The sequence below is a fragment of the Corallococcus sp. 4LFB genome (assembly GCF_046520365.1).
In the GTDB taxonomy this organism is placed as follows: domain Bacteria; phylum Myxococcota; class Myxococcia; order Myxococcales; family Myxococcaceae; genus Corallococcus; species Corallococcus caeni.
Genome location: NZ_JBKGHJ010000125.1, coordinates 1 through 18225, shown reverse-complemented (window position 1 = coordinate 18225; position 18225 = coordinate 1). Strand labels below are relative to the sequence as shown.

The following is an 18225-nucleotide window of genomic DNA, read 5'->3' as shown; positions in this document are numbered from 1 at the left end:
CGCCGCCCCGGCCACGCCGACGGCAGGCCCCCGCCGCCGCCCCGGCCTCACGCCGCCCCGGCGTCCACCGAGGGCGAGGCGAAGCCCACCGAGGCCCCGCCGTCCAACGCCTGATCCGCGTCCCCGCCTGAAGCACCCAGCCCCGCCGTCCCCTCACCGGGACGCGGGGCCTTCGTGTTTCCGGGTGCCCGCCGTTCAGTCTCGCGGCGGCGGCATCATCACCAGGGCCTCCGAGTTGGCGCGGGGCTCCCCGGTGCTGTCGTCCACGCCGCCCACCACGAGCACGGAGCCGTCCGGCAGCGCGGAGCACGTGTGCCACACGCGCGGCTGCGGCATCAGCGGCAGGCCCAGCACGGTGGGCTGCGAGCCCGCGTGCGGGGTGATCAGCTCCACCCACGGGACGGCGTACGTCGTGCCGCTGCCCGTGCCCCGTCCTCCCAGCACCATCACCCGGCCGTCCGGCAGCGACACCACGCACGGGTTGCTCCGGGGCATCAGCACGGGGCCATCGCGAACGGTCGTCTCGTTCTCCAGCACCTCGGAGGCCCCCACTGCTTGCGCTCCCTGGGAGGGGTCCACGCCGTCGAAGCCGCCCATCAACAACGGGAGGGGTGATTCGTCCGGCCGTCCCAGCACCGCCACGGCGGCGCCCACGCGGGGCACGCGCAGCCGGGGCGGCACGTTCGCCAGGCGCTCCAGGTCCGTCCCGTTGAAGCCGAGGGCCAGGACCTCCGGCACCGGCCCCGTGGTGTCCGCGCCGCCCGCCATCAGGAAGGTCCTTCCGTCCTCCCTCACCGTCAGCGTCGTGTCGACACGGCGCACCTCACCGGACACGTCGACGAAGCGGCCGGAGGCACTGTCGAAGGCATCCGCCGTGAACACCTCGCTTCCGTCCGCCGCGCGTCCTCCCACCAGCAGCACGTGCCCCGCCGCATCCACCGCCGCCGCGTGCTGGTAGCGGGCCGCCTTCAGCGAATGCTCACTCACGGCGCCCGTCGTCGGCTCCAGGAGGCGCGCCGTGGGCTGCAACGTCACCGGAGCGAAGGACTCCGCGCCGCCCGCCAGCAACACGCGGCCGTCCGGCAGCAGCGACGCCGTGTGGAAGGCCCGCGCGCCCACGTCCCGTCCGGGGATGAACGTGCCTTCCCTCGGGTCGAACACCTCCGTGGTCGCGGACACAGGCCGCGTCCCGTCCGCGCGGGGCTCATAGCCTCCGACGATGAGCACCCGTCCATCGGGCAGCGTCGTGGCCGTGTGCGCCGCGCGCGCCTCCACCGGCAACGAGCAACTGCTCGGATCCGACGCCCGGTTCACCGGCACGAACTCGCCCAGCCGCCGCAGGAGCACCCGCACCTGGGGATTCGGCTCATCCTCCCCGTCGAACACGCTGAAAGGCAGCGAGCGGCCCAGCGAGACCAGCTGGCCGCCCTGATCCGGTGCCCCCACGTAGGCCCGCACCTCCAGCACCCGGTCGGCGCCAGGCGGAACGGTGGGCACGTCCCGCGCCCAGGTCCAGTTCACCGTCGACACCCGCTCCCGGGGCGCGTCGAGGCCCGGGCCCGTCACGCGGAAGCGCAGGTGCGTCACCCCGGCCAGGGGCTGGGTGCCGGCACAGGACGTGGAGAGGAGGATCAGGCCGGGCCGGACCTCCTTCTCCCCGCAGGCGGGGGTGAGGGCCAGCAGGGCGGTGAGGAGCGTGGGGCGGACGAAGCGCGGAGCCATGCGGTGGACGCTACCAGCCCCCCTCCCCGGAGGGGTGGAGTCCAGACGGCCGGAAGCAGGCGGCGCGGCGGGGATTGCGCTGTAATGCGCCCGCCCCAGGACGTATGTCCTGTCCCCTCCTCCATGAAGCTCTCGCTCGCCACCCGCATCTTCCTGGGCTACGCGCTGGTGCTGCTGACGTTCGGGGCGGTGTCCCTGTTCAGCGTGGCGGAGCTGCACCGCAACCGGCTGGAGATACGGCTCGTCAGCCAGGGCTACCTCCAGCTGTCCCAGGACGCCGCCGCGCTGGAGACCTTCCAGACCAGCCAGGAGAAGGACACCGAGCGCGTGCTGGAGCAGAACAGCGTGGAGACGCGCCGCGCGCTCATCCGCCTGGCGAGCCTCTACTACGCGCCCCAGATGGCCCAGCGCCTGGATGCCGCCCGCGCCAAGGCCCGCGAAGTGCTCACCTTCGCCCCCGAGGGCGAGGTGCCCTTCGTGAAGGAGCTGGACGCGCGCTTCGCGGACCTGTCGCGCAACTCCCAGGCCTACGGCCACGCGGTGGAGGCCGTGTTCACCGCGCTCGCGTCCGAGTCCCCCGAGAGCCAGGAGGTGGCGCGCGCCACCGCCGAGCTGCGCCAGCTGGAGAGCGCCATCGGCCGCGAGCTGCGCGTGCTGCGCGCGACGCTGGGCAACCGCATCCGCGAGCGCGTGGACGGCGCGGAGGAGCGCGAGCGCCGCACCGGCCTCACCATCATCGCGCTGTCCATCATGGCCATTGGCGTGGGCGTGGGCGTCACCGCGTGGTCCGCCCGCACGCTGCGCCCGGTGCGCACCCTGATTGAAGGCGTGTCCCGCATCGGCCGCGGTGACTACTCCGCCCAACTGGGCGTGCGCGGCGAGGACGAGGTCGCGCTGCTCGCGCGCGAGTTCGACCAGATGGCCCGCTCGCTCCAGGCGCGCGAAGCCCAGCTCAAGTCCCAGGCCGAGGCGCTGATGCGCGCGGAGCAGCTGGCCGCCGTGGGCCGCATCTCCGCTCAAATCGTCCACGAGGTGCGCAACCCCCTGTCCTCCATCGGCCTCAACGTGGAGCTGCTCCAGGACGCGGTGGGCAGCGCGAAGTTCGACTCGCAGGACACCGCCACGGAGGCGCGCGAGCTGCTCTCCGCCGTCACCCACGAGGTGGACCGCCTCACCGACGTCACCGAGCAGTACCTGCGCATGGCCCGCCCCGCCCGGCCGGACCTGGAGCCGGAGGACATCATCGCGGTGCTCGACGGCGTGCTCGACTTCACCCGCGAGGAGCTGGTGCGCGCGGGCGTGGAGGTGGTGCGCGACTTCGCGCCCGGCACGCCCCGCGTGCTCGCGGACCAGGGGCAGCTGCGGCAGGTGTTCCTCAACCTCCTGCGCAACAGCCGCGAGGCCATGCCCACCGGGGGAAGGCTCACCGTGGCCACCGCCCCGCGCGACGGCGACGTGGAGGTGACCGTGCGAGACACCGGCAACGGCATGACGGAAGAGGTCCGCCGCCACCTCTTCGAGCCCTTCTTCACCACCAAGGAGGGCGGCACCGGCCTGGGGCTCGCGGTGAGCCAACAGATCCTCCAGGCCCACGGGGGCTCGCTCTCCTGCCAGAGTATTCCCGGCCAGGGAACGACCTTCGTGTTAAGGCTTCCCCGCGCATGAGCTTTACACCGTACCGGGACGTGCTGCCCTCGGGGCTGCGCGTCGTCACCGTCGAAACGCCCCACCTGCACACCGCCCTCCTGGCCGTCTACGTGCGGACCGGCAGCCGCCACGAGACGGTGGAGAACAACGGCGTCAGCCACTTCCTGGAGCACCTCTTCTTCCGGGGGAGCGAGGGCTGGCCGGACACGGTGAAGATGAACGCCGCCGTGGAGGAGGTGGGCGGCAACCTCAACGGCGCCACCACCCGCGACCACGGCTACTACTACACCCCGCTGCACCCGGCGCACCTGCGGGTGGGGATGGACGTCATCGGCGACATGCTCACCCGCCCCCGCCTCACCGACATGGAGGTGGAGCGGCAGATCATCCTGGAGGAGATGCTCGACGAGGTGGACGAGAAGGGCCGCGACATCGACCTGGACAACCTGTCCAAGCGGCTGCTGTTCCCCGGCCACCCGCTGTCCCTCAAGATCGCCGGCACCCCCGAGTCCGTGAAGGCCCTCACCCACGCCCAGGTGCTGGAGCACTTCGCCCGGCACTACGTGGCCGGCAACCTGGTGGTGTCCGCCGCGGGCAGCGTGAAGCACTCGGAGGTGCTGGAGCTGGCGGAGCGCGCCTTCGCCCACCTGCCGAAGGGCAGCGCCACCACGGAGAGCGCGCCGCCCCCGCTGGGCCCCGGCCCGCACTTCCACTTCGTCACCCACGACGAGTCGCAGACGGAGTTCAAGCTCACCTTCCGCGCCGTGCCGGAGCAGCACGAGGACTTCCCCGCGCTGCAAATCCTGAGGCGCCTGCTGGACGACGGGCTGTCCTCGCGGCTGCCCTTCGAAATCGTGGAGAAGCGCGGGCTCGCGTACTCGGTGCAGGCCGGGCTGGACACGTACCACGACATCAGCCTCTTCGAGATTGAAGCGGCCAGCGCGCCGGAGAAGGCGGCGCTGGTGGTGGCCGAGTCGCTGCGCGTGCTCGCGGAGCTCTGCGACAAGGACGCGAGCGAGGAGGAGCTGAACCGCGCCAAGCGCCGCCACCGCATGCTGCTGGAGTTCTCCCAGGACTCGCCGGGGGAGCTGGCCGGGTGGTTCGGCGGCGTGGAGCTGTTCCGCCCGCCGGAGACGTTCGGCCACCGCGCGGATCAGGTGGACCGCCAGACGGCCGCGCGGGTGCGCGAGGTGGCCCGGCGCTACTTCACGCGGGAGAACCTGCTCGTCGTGGCGGTGGGCCAGCGCAAGGGGCTCAAGGCGCTGGAGAAGGTCGTCGCGGACGCGGAGGGGTTGCCCTCCTCCGCCGCCGCCGTCAGCGCCGCCCGCGGATGATGATGGGCCCCGACGGGGCCTTCTTCTTCCGGGGCGTCGCCTTGTCGATGGCCTTCTGGATGCGCAGGTACTCGGGGTTCTGCGGCTCGCGCTTCAGGACCTCTTCGATGAGCTTCTTGCCGCGCGGCAGCTGCGTCTCGAACTGGGCGTAGAGGTTCGCGAGCGCGGCCTTCTCCTCCGCGGTTCCCTCGCCCAGGCCCATCAACCGCTCCAGGACGTCCTGCGCCTCCGGCTTGCGGCCGGCCTTCAGGTGCAGCCGCCACAGGCGCGACAGCGCGGGCGCGAACGAGGGCTCCGTCTTGAGGGCGAAGCGGTAGCTGTCCTCCGCCGCGCGTGCGTCCCCCTGCTCCTCCAGCACGCGTCCGCGCACGTACAGCGCGCGGGCGAAGCGCGGGCGCAGGTGCAGCGCGCGGTCCACCAGCTGCTGGGCCTCCGACGCGCGGCCCTGGGCGCAGACGATTTCCGCGAGCCACGCGATGGCCTCCGCGTTGTCCGCGTCGTCCTCCACCAGCTTCTTGAGCGCACCCTCGGCCTCCGCCGGGCGCTTCATCGCCATGAGCACGCGGGCCTTCATGGCCACCACGTCCGTGGTGTCCGCGTCCTCGGGCGGCACGGCCTGGAGGTCCGCCTCCGCCATGTCGTAGACGCCGCTCATCAGGAAGTAGCGGGCGCGCAACAGCCGCGCGGGCGTGAAGCCAGGCGAGGCCTGGAGCACGCGGTCCATCAGGTTGGCCGCGAGCAGCTCCTCGCCCTTCATGAGGAGGATTTCGGCCTCCACCGTCTTCGCCGCGGCGTCGTCCGGGCGCTCCCGGAGGATGCGCTCCAGCGTGGTGAAGGCCTCGTCCGGGTGCCCTGCCGCGCCTGGAGGCGGGCCAGCGCCAGGATGTCCTCGTTGGACAGCTTGCCCTCGTCCCGCAGCGACACGAGCGTGGAGATGGCCGGGGCAAGCTGCCCTTCTCCCAGGAAGAGGTCCGCGAGCTGCTTCTGGATGACGGTGTCGGTGCCGGGCAGGAGGCCTTCCGCCTGCTTGAGGGTCAGGATGGCGGCGCCCGGGTTGCCCGCGCCCTGATGGGCCCGGGCCAGCAGCAGGAGCGGCTCCACGCTCTCCGGCGCGGCGTTGGCGGCCTTGCGCAGCGCGGAGATGGCGCGGACGTACTGGCCCTGCTTGAGCGCGTCACGGCCCTCGGAGAGGGAGTTCTGGACCTGGACGGCCTGCTTCTGCGCGGCCGCCGTCTCCGGGTCCTTGCAGGCAAGCGGCAGGAGCAGGACGAGCGTCCATGGACGGGGGAAAAATCGAGGGGGCATCGCTGAGGGACAGGGTACCGGATGTTATCCTTCCCCGTCGATGGACCCTTTCGTGCGCCGCCTCGTGGAGAGGCTTCATGACCCAAGCCGGCCGCTGTCGCGGAACCGGCACTTCCACACGTTCGACACCCCCGAGGGTCGAATGGCGCTGAAGGTGTTCCGCCGTCTGCGCAGCCTCCAGCAGGACATCCTCGCCTGCCAGAAGGAGGGCCGCCGCGCCCGCATCAGCCGCCAGGTCAACCCGGAGGGCGACCACCGCATCGAGCTGTGGATGGAGCGCGTCGCGGGCCGCCGCGTGTCCATGCTCCAGCCCGCGGAGTACGAGCTGCTCGCCCGGCTGCCGGGCGTGAGGGACGCGCTGGAAGTCCTGGACGAAGCGGCCTGAGGCCCGGCGCGCTTCAGAACACCCAGGGCCCCAAGCCCGTGGGCGCCCCGTCACACGCCGCCCGCAGCCGCGCCTGGGCGTCCTCGTAGGACAGCCGGGCCGCGTCCGCCTGGAGCGTCACGGAGGCCCAGTCCCGCCACGAGCGCAGCACCGCGACGTGGCGTCCGTCGTCCTCCTGCGCCTCCGAGAAGTGGACCAGCAGGCGCTCCTCCAGGGCCTCGCGGGCCTTGGTCCACGGCCCCTCCTTCTCCAGCCGGACGCGCCTGTCCCGCTCCACGGTGGAGAGCAGCGCGCGGGCCTCCGCGGACAGCCCCTGGAGGGACGGGCGGCGGCGCGCGGGCTCCATGGCGACGCGGTAGACGGCGGGCCACAGCGTGGGGTCCACGAAGGCGACCTTGCCTTCCACGAGCCGCACCGCGAGCACGTCCTTCGACGCGCGCAACATGCGCCCCAGCCGGTACGCGAGGCGCCCCTTCGCGTGGTCCCGCCAGCTGCCGGTGGGCCGGCCGCCCATGACCTGTTCGACGAGGGACGTGGGCCCGTGGGTGGGCACCTCGGTGATGACGTGGCGCGTGCGCACCAGCTCTTCCGCGTCCCTCAGCGTCTTGATCATCCGTGTTCCCCTCTCCGGCGCGGCGGGTGCCGCGCCCATGGGGAAAACCTTCCGCGAGAGGGACGGATTCCGGTGCCTGCTCCCTTCACGGCTTCGGGACCTGCGCCTGTTGCCACTGGCCCGGCGTCGTCCCGCTCCAGCGGCGGAAGGCCCGGGTGAAGGCGCTGGCGTCGCTGAAGCCCAGGAGGAAGGCGATTTCAAAGTGGGGCAACTGTCCGTCGCGCAGCAGCTGGAAGGCGCGGTCGCGGCGCACGGCGTCCTCCAGGCTCGCGAACGTGACGCCCTCCTCCCGCAGGCGGCGCTGGAGCGTGCGCTCACTCACCGCGAGCCGCGTCGCGACGTCCGCGGGGACCAGGTCCCCCGTGCGGGGCTTGGCCGCGAGCACCTCCTCCACGCGCTCGCGCCAGGAGCGGACCCGCTGGGCCTCCACCCGCGCCAGCTCCGCCTCCGCGCGGGCGTGGAGCAGGTTGCCCAGCTCGATGTCCGCGTGGCGGATGGGGAGCAACGCGGCGGCCTCGTCACCCTGCACGAGGTTGGTGCTCGCGTCGTATTCGATGCCGACGCCAAGGAACGCCTCCACCTCCGCGGAGGCCGCGTGGCGCGGGTGCGTGACGCAGACGCGCGTGGGACGCCAGTCCTCGCCGCTGAGCGCGCGGCCACTGGCCACCAGCGCCACGAGCAGCCCCTCCACCGGGTGCTTCAGGCGCGAGGCCCATTCATCCTGCGGATCCAGCTCCAGCTCCACGCGCATCACTCCGGGCAAATGGAGGACGCGCCACGTCGTGCGCGGGTCCAGCAGCGCGTGGATGCGGCAATAGCGCTGGAGGGAGGTGCGCAGGTCGGGGCTGTTGACCAGCACGTAGCCCACGAGCCCCACATGGGTGGGCTCCAGGGCCTGCGCGAGCCGCACGGCCAGCGGCTCGGAGCCGCCCACCTCGACGAGCAGGGTCCACACGCGATGGAGCGCCGTGTAGGGCAGCCGCACGTCCGGCCGCGCGAGCAGGGCTTCATCCACGCCCACCGCCTCGAGCAGCCGCTCCCGGGCGATGCCCAGCGACATGCCCACCTGGAACAGGGGGCGGAACAGCGAGGACTGGAGCGTCTGGGGACGCATCGCGGGCCAGCATGGCCTGACGCCCCCTTCCCTCGCAATGCGCCGTGGCGTCCGCGGACAATGCGTTGGCGCCCCGGGACCATGCGCGCCGGGCGTCGGGGCGCGATACCTCCCTCCAGGAGGAAGCGCCCGATGACCACCGCCGCCACCGTCCCCGCCACCCGTCAGCCCCCCGGCCCCCGGGGCCACCTGCTCATGGGCATCCTGCCCGACGTGCGCCGCGACATCCTGGGCTGCCTGGGAAGCCTCCATCGCCAGTACGGCGACGTGGTGCGCTACCGGCTGGGCCCGATGCGCTCGCACCTCGTCGCGCACCCGGACGCCGTGAAGCACGTGTTGCAGGACCACGTGAAGAACTACACGAAGGACCACCTCACCTACCGCATGGGCCGGTGGATCACCGGCAACGGCCTGCTCACGAGCACGGGGGACTTCTGGCTCCGGCAGCGGCGGCTGGCCCAGCCCGCCTTCCACCGGCAGCGCATCACGGGCATGGCCGCCGGAATGGTGCGCCAGGCGGAAGCACTGCTCCAGCGCTGGGAGCCGGCCGCCGCGAATGGAACGCCCGTGGGCATCAACGAGGAGATGATGCGGCTGACGCTCGCCATCGTCGGGGAGGCCCTGTTCGGCACCTCCGTGGAGGCCCAGGCCGAACAGGTCGGCGCGGCCTTCACCGAGCTGAGCCAGCAGATCGCCGAGCGGTTCCGCACCTTCCGCATGCTGCCGCCCGTGCTGCCCACCCGCTACGACCGGGCCTTCCGGGACGCGCGCGCCATGCTGCTGGGAACGGTGCGGGGCATCATCGCCACGCGGCGCCAGAGCGGTGATGACACAGGCGACCTGCTCTCCATGTTGATGCTCGCGCGCGACGAGGACACGGGCGAGGGCATGACGGATGAGCAGTTGGGCAGCGAGGTGATGACGATGCTCCTCGCCGGCCACGAGACGACGGCCACGTCGCTGAGCTGGGTGTGGGGCCTGCTGTCGAAGCATCCGGAGGTGGAGGCCCGGCTGCACGCGGAGCTGGACACGGTGCTGGGGGGACGCACGCCCACGGCGGAGGACGTGCCGAGGCTCGGGTACACGAAGCAGGTGGTGGAGGAGGCGATGCGGCTGTACCCCGCGGCGGTCATCTTCAGCCGCAGCGTGCAGGAGGACGACGTCATCGGCGGCTTCCGCATCCCGAAGGGGACCTCGGTGGACGTGAGCCCCTACGTCACGCAGCGCCACCCGGACTTCTGGGAGGAGCCGGAGGCCTTCCGTCCGGAGCGCTTCGCCCCCGAGGCCGCCGCGAAGCGACACCGCTTCGCGTACTTCCCCTTCAGCGGCGGGCCGCGGCAGTGCATCGGCAACAGCTTCGCGATGATGGAGGCGCAGCTCGTGCTGGCCACCGTGGCCCAGCGCTACCGCCTGCGCGAAGCGCCCGGCTTCACGCTGGAGCCGGATTCATACCTGACGCTGCGGCCGAAGGGCGCGCTCCCCATGTACCTGGAGCGCCGGGCCTGAGCCTCTGTCTCAGGGAGGCGTCACGGAGGCGCGCTGCACCTGCGTGACGCCGGGCAGCGTGGGCGCGGGGTTGAGCGCCTGGACCAACATCGCGCGCAGGGCCTCCGTGAGGTCTTCACCCGGGGCGCTCACGCCGGCCGGAGCGCCCTGCAACGGCGCCGGGATCTCCGAGCCCACGACGACGAGCGGGATGCGGACCTCCCACGCCAGATAGTGCGCCAGCCGCACCGCGGGCTCGGAGTTGTCCATCAACAGCGCGCCAATGGCCCCCGCGCTGAACGGACGCCACAGGGGGCGCGCGGCCTCCGCGGGCGGCAGCACGCAGAAGTCCACATTCAGCACGTCGCTCAGCTCCAGCCGCCCCAGCGTCCCGAAGCCGCTCTTCACCGCGGTGGGGTCCGCCGACATCGCCTCCAGCCCCGGCACCCGCGCCAGGATGCGCCGCGCCGCGGACGAACCACTGCCGCAGACGAACACCTTCGCCGTCGCGACCTTCGACAGCGTCCGCGTGCGCAGCAGGCGTCCGCGCAGCGCGTGCACCTCCGCCGCGCCAATGAGGTCGCCACCGCCCAGGTTCTGGCCTTCGCTCTCCGTGGGCCGCGCCACGCCCTTCTGGAGCAGCGTGGACAGCACGCCCAGCACCTCCATGTCCGTGGCGGGCGCCAGGTCCAGCACCTCGCCCAGCGCGCGAGGCTGGCGCAGCAGCTCCATCACCTGCGCCGTCACCGGGTGCTGCTCCTCGGACAGGTCCACCTCCGGCGCCAGCATCAGCCGCGTGTGGCGCGGCGGCAGGCCCGGAAGCAGGCGGTTCACCTCGTCCGACTGCCGCATGCCCTCCAGGAGCGCGTCGTCCATGGCGCGGTTGATGCGCGGCCGCGCGGCGCTGGTGCCGGGGGTGAACGTGAAGTTGCCCTCCGTCCACGACAGGAGCCGGAACAGCGCCTTCTCCCCCTCCACCCTCCCCAGCCGCGCGTTCACCGTGCGCCCGTCGGAGACGGTGATCTCCCCGCGCTCCGCGCCGCGCTCCAGCGACAGGCGCCCGTTGCGCTTGTTCATGCCGAGAATCTGCATGAGGTCCGGGATGCTCAGCTGGCTGAGCGAGCCTTCGATCTCCTGCTGCTCGCTCTTGAGGTCCTTGGCCGCTTCGTTGCGCCGGAAGATGTGCTCGATGCGGCTGAGCACCTCGTCCAGGTTGAACGGCTTGCGCAGCGTGCCGTCCCGCATGCCCCGCGCCCGGTCCGTGTCCAGGCTGGACGTGGTGAGCACCACCGGGATGTCTTCCGTGCGCGGGTTGGTGCGGAGAATCTGCACGAACGTGCGCGCGTCCAGCAGCCGGCACGCCTCGTCGAAGAGCGTCAGGTCCGGGTGCCGGAGCACCGCGACCTCCAGGGCCCGCGAGCCATCCGGCGCGTAGTGCACCTGATAGCCCTTCGTGCGCAGCGCCCGCGACAGGGCGCGCACCGAGTCGAGATCGGGGTCGGCGATGAGGATCTTCCGCACCTGGGCCAAGGTCGCTTGCTCCGCTTCGTGACGTCAGTAGGGCTGCAGGTCGTACTCGGCCTGCAGCTTGGAGATGAGCCCGTCCACCACCGCGGTGTCCGAGGTGTGGAAGCCCCACGTCGCGCCCCGCCCCCGCCGCTGGATGAGCGCGTACGACGCGCTCTCCGACAGCCAGAGGATGAACTCGTGGCGCGCCACCCGTTCGTCGCCTTCCAGGAACACCGGCGTGAGCGCCGCGTGCGACTCCAGGTCCACGCGCCGGCCCAGCAGGTAGATGCGCGAGGACAGGTCCGGCGGCGCCTGCTCCAGCCCCACCGCCAGCGGCAGGTCCGCGCGGATCTCCGGGCCGCCCACGTAGAGCAGCCCGCGCGAGCCCGGGTCGCGCACCAGCTCCCGGGCGATCTCCACCTGGAGCTCGTCGAAGAGCACGTCCGCCACCTTGCCCCGGCGGCTGGGTTCGGCGCGGTCGTCCGTGGGCAGGCGCGGGCTGTTGGGCGTGCCCAGCAGCAGATCCACCTCGTCCCAGAACGGCAGCCCGTCCAGCATCAGCCGGCGCTGGAGCGACGCGCGGCGCTCGTCCATGCGGCGGCGGCAGCGGTGCACCAGTTCGTCGAAGTCCTCGCCGTCCTTGGGGAACGTGCTGGCGCCGCCCACGAGCGCGAGCGGCAGGCGCTGCTCCACGTCCTGCACCTCCGGCTCGTCGCGCACGGCGGCGACGGCGCGGCGCACGAACATCATCGCGCCGAAGAAGTCCGTCTCCGGCAGCAGGAGGTAGAACTCCTGGTCGCTCGCCTTCGCGATGACGTCCGAGTCACGGATGATCTTGCTCAGCGCCTTGATGATGCCGCGCACCGCCTTCTTCGCGTCCTGCGCGCCCAGCCGCACGCGCACCAGCGGCAGGTTGTCGATGCTGAAGGTGAGCAGCGAGAAGGTGCGGCCGTACCTGCGCGCCTTGTAGATCTCCTTGGACGCGTAGTCGGTGAAGTAGCTGAGGTTGTACGCGGCGGTGTCGCGGTCGCGCAGGCCCAGGCGCTGGAGCGCCATCAGCTTGCGGCCGTTCTTCACGCCCACCGCCGCGAAGTCCGCCAGCACCTTCGCGTCGCGCGTGTGCTCCGTGCGGAAGTCGCCGGTGAGCGGATCCGACAGCTGCGCCAGGCCCATCACCTCGCCCGCGGCCACCAGCGGCACGTACAGCACCGGGGAGCGCTCGTCGCGCGCGAGCCACGGGGCGGCCTCGCGCAGGCGCAGGGACAGCGGCCCCTCCGGGCTCATCTTCTCCGGCAGGAACTGCTTGTCGAGCAGGCCCCGGTACGAGCGCAGCGCCAGGTCTCCCCGGTCGTCCACCACCCACAGCGCGGCGCTCTGCGCGTCGCACACCGCGCCCAGGTCCGCGATGACGCGCTCCTGGAGCCATTCCAGGTCCGGATGGGACAGCAGCTCCAGGCAGCGCTGCTGGAGGTTGTGGAAGCGGGCGAACTCCAGGTTCTCGTCCTGGAGCCGCGCGCGCTCGTGGCGCAGCTGGGCGCGCTCCATGGCGCGGTCCACCGCGAGCAGCAGGTCCGCCTCCTCGATGGGCTTGGTGAGGCAGTCCGCCACGCCCAGGCGCAGCGCGACCTCCGAGCCCTGCACGTCGTCGCGGGTGCTGACGAGGATGACCTCCTGCTCGGGGTCGCGCTCGCGCAGGCGCGCGGTGAGCGCGAAGCCGTCCACGCCGGGCATCACCACGTCGGTGAGGACCAGGTCGAACGTCGCCCGGGACACCTCTTCCAGGGCGAGGGTGGCGTTCTCCACCGCCACCACGCGGTGCCCGCGGCGTGACAGCAGGTCCGTGGCGAGTTGTCGGAAGAACAGGTCGTCGTCGACGACGAGGATGGGACCGGCCACGGCGCTCGGGGGGCGAAGGGAGGAAAACCGAAGGTTATCGGGCCCTTGGAAGCGCTACAACGCCTTCGAAGACGAAGGACACCGGGCCCCGGAGCCGGATGTCGGACAGGTCGTCCGGAACGCGGATGCGCAGGTCGCCGCCCGGCAGGGTGACGCGCAGCCAGGCGTTCGAGGGCAGGCGCTTCGCCAGCACCGCCGCCACCGCGGACGCGCACGCGCCCGTGCCGCACGCCTGGGTGAGGCCGCAGCCTCGCTCCCAGACGACGACGGTGAGGCCGTCCTCGTCCACGCGGACGAACTCCACGTTGGTGCGGTCCGGGAAGGCCGGGTGGCGCTCCAGGGCGGGGCCCAGGCGCTCGGCGGCCTCCAGGGGTTGATCCAGGAGCACCAGGTGCGGGTTGCCCATGTTCACCGCGGTGCCGGGCAGGCCTTCGTGGCCGGGCACGGGAGCGTTCACGAAAGGCTGTCCCGTCGTACCGGAGGGCAGGTTCGAGGCCACCAGCCGGGCCGGCCCCATGGAGATGTCCACGCCCACCACGCCACCATCGCCGTAGCCGGGCTCACAGGTGAGCACGCCCGCCCCGGTCTCCACGTCGATGAGCGCGGGGTGCTGGCCGGACTGGTCCACCAGATACTTCACCGCACAGCGCAGGCCGTTGCCGCACATCTCCGCGATGCTGCCGTCGGCGTTGTGGACGACCATGCGGGCAAGGCCCCGGGACGACGGGAGGATGGCGAGCACCCCGTCCGCGCCGATGCCCCGGCGCCGGTCGCACAGCCAGCGGGACTGCTCCTCGTCGATGTCCACGCCCGTGCGGCGGCGGTCCAGGACGACGAAGTCGTTGCCCAGCCCGTGGTACTTGAAGATGCGTTCGCTTGCGTCCACGGGGGCAAGTGTAGACGGCGGCGTTTATTCGCGCTCGCCGACCTTCCTGGGCGCGGACGGAACGTCCAGGGCGGGCATCGCGCGGCGCAGCTCGGCCAGTTCGGCCTCCCGGGCGGCGAGCTGGTCCTGCATCTTCTCCACGTGGGCCTGGAGGACCTCCATCTCCGCGGCCATCTCCAGGACGTCCTCCGGGGGCGGGGCGGCGGAAGTCTTCGCTTCCTCCAGGGCCTGGACCAGCGTCTCGCGTTCGGTTTCGAGCGCTTCCAGCCGGGCCTGCTGTTCGCGGATCCGCGCGGCGAGCTGGTCGCGCTCGGCGCGCTCGGCGTCCAGGATGCGCACGGCATCCGCGGCGGCGGTCTCCAGGGAGTTGGTGCGGCCCTCCAGGCGGACGCGGGCGGCCCGGGCGACCGTCAGGTCCGACTGGAGGCGCTCGCGTTCGGAGGCCATGGCGGTGCGCTCGGCGTCCGCGCGGCGGGCCTGGGCCTCGCGTCGGCGGTGGCCTGGGTCAGGGCGGCGACGCGGGACTCCAGCGCGGCCTGCTCGGTCCGAGCCTCCTCGAGCGCGGTGGCGAGGCGGGCCTCCAGGGCGGCGAGGGATTCGCGGGCCTGTTCGGCGGACTGGTGGAGGCGGGCTTCGAGCTCGGCCTGGGCCGTCGCGGCCTGGGCGAGGGCCCCGGTGAGCCGCGCTTCGAGCTCGGCCCTCTCCGCTCCGGCGTTGGCGAGCAGTTCGTTGAGGCGCGTTTCGAGTTCAGCCTTCTCCAGGCTGGCCTCGCGAGGGCTTCGTTGAGCCGCAGCTCCAGCGTCGCCTTGTCCGTGCCGGCGCTCGTGAGCGCTTCGGTGAGGCGCAGCTCCAGCTCCGCCTGCTCCGTCCCGGCCTGCGAGGACACTTCCGCGAGGCGCACCTGCAGCTCGGCCTTCTCGGTGGCGACGCTCGTGAGGCGGGCTTCCAGTTCGGCGCGCTCCTGCTCCGCGCGCGCGGTGAGGTCCGCGAGCTGTCCTTCCAGGGTGGCCGTGCGCTCGTTCCCGGTCTGCGTGAGCCGGGCCGTCTCCGCGCGCGCGGCTTCCAGTTCGGCGCGCAGGCCTTCCAGCGACGCCTCCAGGTTCGTGGCCTTGCCCGCGAAGCGGCGCGCGGTCTCGAGCTGCACCACGAGCACCTCCGCGTGTTCGCGCGTCGCGGCGAGCCGGTCGCTGGCGTCCACCAGCTCCGCTTCCAGCCGGCCGACCTGCTGGCTCCGCTCATGCAGCGCCGCGTGCGCCCGTTGCAGCTCGGCCCCCAGGCGCATCAGCTCCTGGTGCGCCGCGCCCAACCGGGCCGTCTCCGCGCGCAGGGCCGTCAGCTCCTGCTCCTTCAAGCCCAGTTGCTCGCGCAGCTCGTCCAGGTCCTGCTGCTGACGCTCGGTCCGCGAGAGCGCGCCTTCCAGCTGCGCTTCCATGGAGACCCGCAGGGCGCTGGCCTCACGCAGCTCCTGCTCGCGAGCCGTCAGGGACTCCGTGAGCCGCGCGGCCCGTGCTTCGGCCTCGCGTGCGGCGTCCTGCGACTGCGAGCCCGCCGCGAGCCGGGCCTCCGCCTGCGCGAGCGAATCCTCCAGCGCGCTGAGGTTCGAGGTCTCGGCGGCGAGCCGGAACTCGACCTCCGTCAGCGAAGCTTCCAACCCGACACGTCGCGACGTCTCGGATGCAGAGCGCTTCTCTGCTTCCGCGAGAGCCTGCTCCAACGTGGAGAGGCGGGACTCCGCTTCCTTCAGCGAGGCCTCCAGTTCGGAGCGGCGCGCGGACTCGGCGGCAACCGTGGCCTCCGCCGTGGCGATGGACGCCTCCAGTTCGGAGCGGCGCGTGGACTCCGCGGCCTGCCGGGACTCGACCTCCGCGAGCGACGCTTCGAGCGCGGCCCGGCGTGTGGACTCGGTAGCGTGCCGCGACTCCGCTTCCGCGAGAGCGGCTTCCAGCTCGGAGCGCCGCGAGGACTCCGCGGCAAGCCGGGCCTCGGCCTCCGCCAGTGCCTGCTCCAGCGAAGCCAAGCGCGTAGTCTCGGCGGCGTGACGGGCGTCCGCCTCCGCCAGAGCCTGTTCCAGTGAAGCCAGGCGCGCGGATTCGGCGGCGTGACGAGCGTCCGCCTCCGCCAGGGCCTGCTCCAGTGAAGCCAGGCGCGTGGTCTCGGTCGCGAGACGGGCCTCGGCCTCCGTGAGGGCCTGCTGCATCGCGGGGAGGCGTGCGGCCTCCTCGGTGTAGCGGGATTCGGTGTCCGCCAGCGACGCTTCCAGGGCGGCGCGGCGGGCTTCGACTTCCGCGAGCCGGGCCTGCTGCTCGCGCGCCGTGGCCTCCCACTGGAGCCGCTCGGATTCCAGCCGGGCCTGGACAGCGGCCTGTGCCTGCTCCGCTTCGGACAGCCGCTCCCGCTGGGCGGCGGACTCCGCGCGCAGGGTCTCCAGCTCCGAGCGGAGCACGGCCTCGTCCTTCTCGCGCGACTCGCGGTCGCGAGCCTCCTGCATGCGGGCGTCATCCAGCGAGGACAGCGCCTCCACCTCCGAACGCCGCGCCTCGGTGAGCTCCGCGCGCAGCTCGCGCACCGTCGCGTCCTGGGCAGCCTGCGTCTGCTTCGCGTCCGCCAGCGCGGCACGGGCCTCTTCCAGCTCCCGAGCGTTCGCACGCGCCTCTTCCTGCGCCGTCGCCTGCGCCTGTCGCAGCTCCAGCAACGCGGCTTCGTTCGTGCGCTGCGCTTCGGTGAAGGCGGCCTGGACCTCCGAAAGGGTCTGGCGCGTGTGCTCGAACGCGGCCTCGGTGGACAGGCGCGCGGCCCGCGCCGTGGACAGCTCCGCTTCGAGCTGGGTCCGGGCCTCCTGTGCCGAAGCCCGCGACGCTTCCAGCGCCGAGGCAGAGTCCTTCTGGAGCTGGGCGAACGACGCTTCCAGCCGGGTCCGTTGCGCGCGCTCCTCCTCCAGGACCGTGCGCGCCACGCCCAGCGCGGCATCCAGCCGCAGCCGGTCCGCCTCCAGCGCGCTCTGGGCCTCGTTCCACGAGGACTCGGACCCTTCCAGCCGGGCGCGCAGGGCCCGCTCGGCGTCGAGCGACTCCTGCAGGTTCGCGAGCGCCACCTGCGCGCGGGCCTGCTGCTCGCGCTCCGACAACAGCTGCGCCTGGGTGTCGGCGAGCAACGCCTCCCAGCGAGCCCCCCGCTCCTGTTCGGTGATCAGCGACTCGCGAGCCGCGTCGAGTTCCGCCTGCACCGAGGCCCGGGCCTTCTGCTCCCGCGCCAGGTCCTCCTGGATGAGCGCCGCCAGGGCTTCCGAGTCGGTCAGCTCCTGCCGCAGCGTGCGGAGCGTTGCCTCCAGCTCCGCGTTGCGTCCCTCGGCGGCCTCGCGGGCCTGGTTCGACTCCGCGAGCCGGGCCCCGTGTTCCCACACCTCACGGGCCAGCGTGTCCCGGGCCTCCGAACGCGCGTGTTCGACCGCGGCCTCCAGGGCTTCCGCGGCACGCGCCTCCGCCGCCGCGAGCCGGGCCTCCGCCTCGGCGCGGACATCGGAGAGCACCTGCTCGGTCTGGCCGCTCGACTCCGCGCGGGCTTCCGCGAGCGCACGGGCCGCGCGGGCTTCGGCTTCCTCCAACCGCCGGGCGAGGACCGCGTCGGCTTCGGCGCGAACCTCGGCGAGCATCCGCGCCGCGCGGAGCTCGGCTTCCTCCAGCTGCCGGACCCGCTCGGCCTCGGCTTCGGCGCGGGCATCCTCGAGGGCCTGGATGCGCTGGGCCTCCGCCTCCGCACGCACTTCCGCGAGCGCTTGCGCCGCACGGGCCTCGACGTCCGCCAGGTGTTTGCTCCGTTGAGCGGAGGCGCTGGCACGCACCTCGGCAAGGGCCTGCTCCCGCCGGTTCTCCGCTTCCGCCAGGGCCGCATCCCGCTCGGCCGCCGCGTCCGCCAACGCCTTCGCCAGCAGCGCGTCCGCATCCGCCCGGGCTTCAGTCAGCGCCTGCGCCGCTTCCGCCAACGCGCGCTCGACACGCGCATCCGCGTCGGCCCGGACTTCGGTCAGGGCCTGCGCGGCCTCCGCCATCGCACGTTCGACACGGGCATCCGCGTCGGCCCGGACAGCATCCAGCGCCTGCGCCGCCCGTGCCTCCTCCTGCTCACGGGCCTCCGCCAGCGCACGCTCCTGCCGCGAATCCGCGTCGGAGTGCGCGGTGGCCAGCGCGTTCGTGACCCGCTCGTCGGCTTCCGCGCGGGCCTGGGCCAACGCCTCCTCCAGCCGTGCCTGCGCCTGGGCCCGCTCCGCGTCGATGGCCTGCACGAGCGCGGCCTCCACCCGGACGCGCTCGGTCTCCGCCGCCGCCAGCCGCT

Annotated in this window: 13 protein-coding genes and 1 pseudogene; 4 read left to right on the top strand and 10 right to left on the bottom strand. The window is 72.8% G+C overall.

Going from position 1 to position 18225, the window contains the following annotated elements; genetic code table 11:
• Nucleotides 1-195: 195 nt before the first annotated feature.
• A complete protein-coding gene (locus ACLEQD_RS15925; RefSeq protein ID WP_410384936.1) occupies nt 196-1722 on the bottom strand; it encodes a hypothetical protein in 1527 nt (508 codons plus the stop codon).
• A gap of 123 nt (nt 1723-1845) precedes the next feature.
• Here ACLEQD_RS15925 and ACLEQD_RS15920 point away from each other — a divergent pair, with 123 nt between their 5' ends.
• A complete protein-coding gene (locus ACLEQD_RS15920) occupies nt 1846-3387 on the top strand; it encodes an ATP-binding protein (protein ID WP_410384934.1) in 1542 nt (513 codons plus the stop codon).
• The gene (locus ACLEQD_RS15915; RefSeq protein ID WP_410384932.1) at nt 3384-4703 is read left to right on the top strand and encodes a M16 family metallopeptidase; all 1320 of its coding nucleotides are present in this window, start codon (nt 3384-3386) and stop codon (nt 4701-4703) included. Before ACLEQD_RS15920 ends, ACLEQD_RS15915 begins: the two co-directional genes overlap by 4 nt.
• On the opposite strand, the gene ACLEQD_RS15910 is transcribed toward ACLEQD_RS15915, so the two are convergent.
• Entirely contained in the window at nt 4684-5520 is an 837-nt protein-coding gene (locus tag ACLEQD_RS15910) for a tetratricopeptide repeat protein (RefSeq protein ID WP_410384937.1), read from the bottom strand. The genes ACLEQD_RS15915 and ACLEQD_RS15910 overlap by 20 nt on opposite strands.
• Nucleotides 5457-6008: a tetratricopeptide repeat protein gene (locus ACLEQD_RS15905; RefSeq protein ID WP_410384930.1), complete on the bottom strand. Its 552-nt coding sequence runs from the start codon at nt 6006-6008 to the stop codon at nt 5457-5459. The genes ACLEQD_RS15910 and ACLEQD_RS15905 overlap by 64 nt, the downstream gene beginning before the upstream one ends.
• 142 nt (nt 6009-6150) lie before the next feature.
• On the opposite strand from ACLEQD_RS15905, the gene ACLEQD_RS15900 reads away from it, so the two are divergent.
• Nucleotides 6151-6393, top strand: coding sequence for a hypothetical protein (locus ACLEQD_RS15900; RefSeq protein ID WP_410384928.1), 243 nt, complete (start codon nt 6151-6153; stop codon nt 6391-6393).
• Between the two features lie 13 nt (nt 6394-6406).
• Here the strand turns inward: ACLEQD_RS15900 and ACLEQD_RS15895 are convergent, their stop codons facing one another.
• Together ACLEQD_RS15895 and ACLEQD_RS15890 are read right to left on the bottom strand one after the other, a co-directional pair.
• Entirely contained in the window at nt 6407-7045 is a 639-nt protein-coding gene (locus ACLEQD_RS15895; protein ID WP_410384927.1) for an RNA methyltransferase, read from the bottom strand.
• 46 nt (nt 7046-7091) lie between these two features.
• Complete coding sequence (locus ACLEQD_RS15890) at nt 7092-8120, bottom strand: AraC family transcriptional regulator (RefSeq protein ID WP_410384925.1); 1029 nt, start codon at nt 8118-8120, stop codon at nt 7092-7094.
• 132 nt (nt 8121-8252) lie between these two features.
• Between ACLEQD_RS15890 and ACLEQD_RS15885 the strand changes: the two genes are divergently transcribed.
• Nucleotides 8253-9626 (top strand): cytochrome P450, encoded by a 1374-nt coding sequence (locus ACLEQD_RS15885; protein ID WP_410384924.1) that lies wholly within the window; start codon nt 8253-8255, stop codon nt 9624-9626.
• A 9-nt stretch (nt 9627-9635) separates the two neighbouring features.
• On the opposite strand, the gene ACLEQD_RS15880 is transcribed toward ACLEQD_RS15885, so the two are convergent.
• From ACLEQD_RS15880 to ACLEQD_RS15860, 5 genes and pseudogenes are all read right to left on the bottom strand, one after another.
• Nucleotides 9636-11135 carry a DUF4388 domain-containing protein gene (locus ACLEQD_RS15880; RefSeq protein ID WP_410384922.1) on the bottom strand — a complete coding sequence of 500 codons (1500 nt, stop codon included), beginning with the start codon at nt 11133-11135 and terminating at the stop codon, nt 9636-9638.
• 24 nt (nt 11136-11159) lie between these two features.
• On the bottom strand, nt 11160-13010 hold the full coding sequence (locus ACLEQD_RS15875) for a response regulator (protein WP_410384920.1): 1851 nt from the start codon (nt 13008-13010) through the stop codon (nt 11160-11162).
• A gap of 34 nt (nt 13011-13044) precedes the next feature.
• Nucleotides 13045-13896: a diaminopimelate epimerase gene (gene dapF, locus ACLEQD_RS15870; protein ID WP_410384918.1), complete on the bottom strand. Its 852-nt coding sequence runs from the start codon at nt 13894-13896 to the stop codon at nt 13045-13047.
• A 24-nt stretch (nt 13897-13920) separates the two neighbouring features.
• A complete protein-coding gene (locus tag ACLEQD_RS15865) occupies nt 13921-14343 on the bottom strand; it encodes a hypothetical protein (protein WP_410384917.1) in 423 nt (140 codons plus the stop codon).
• Between the two features lie 58 nt (nt 14344-14401).
• Nucleotides 14402-18225, bottom strand: a pseudogene (locus tag ACLEQD_RS15860) (hypothetical protein); the annotation flags it as partial.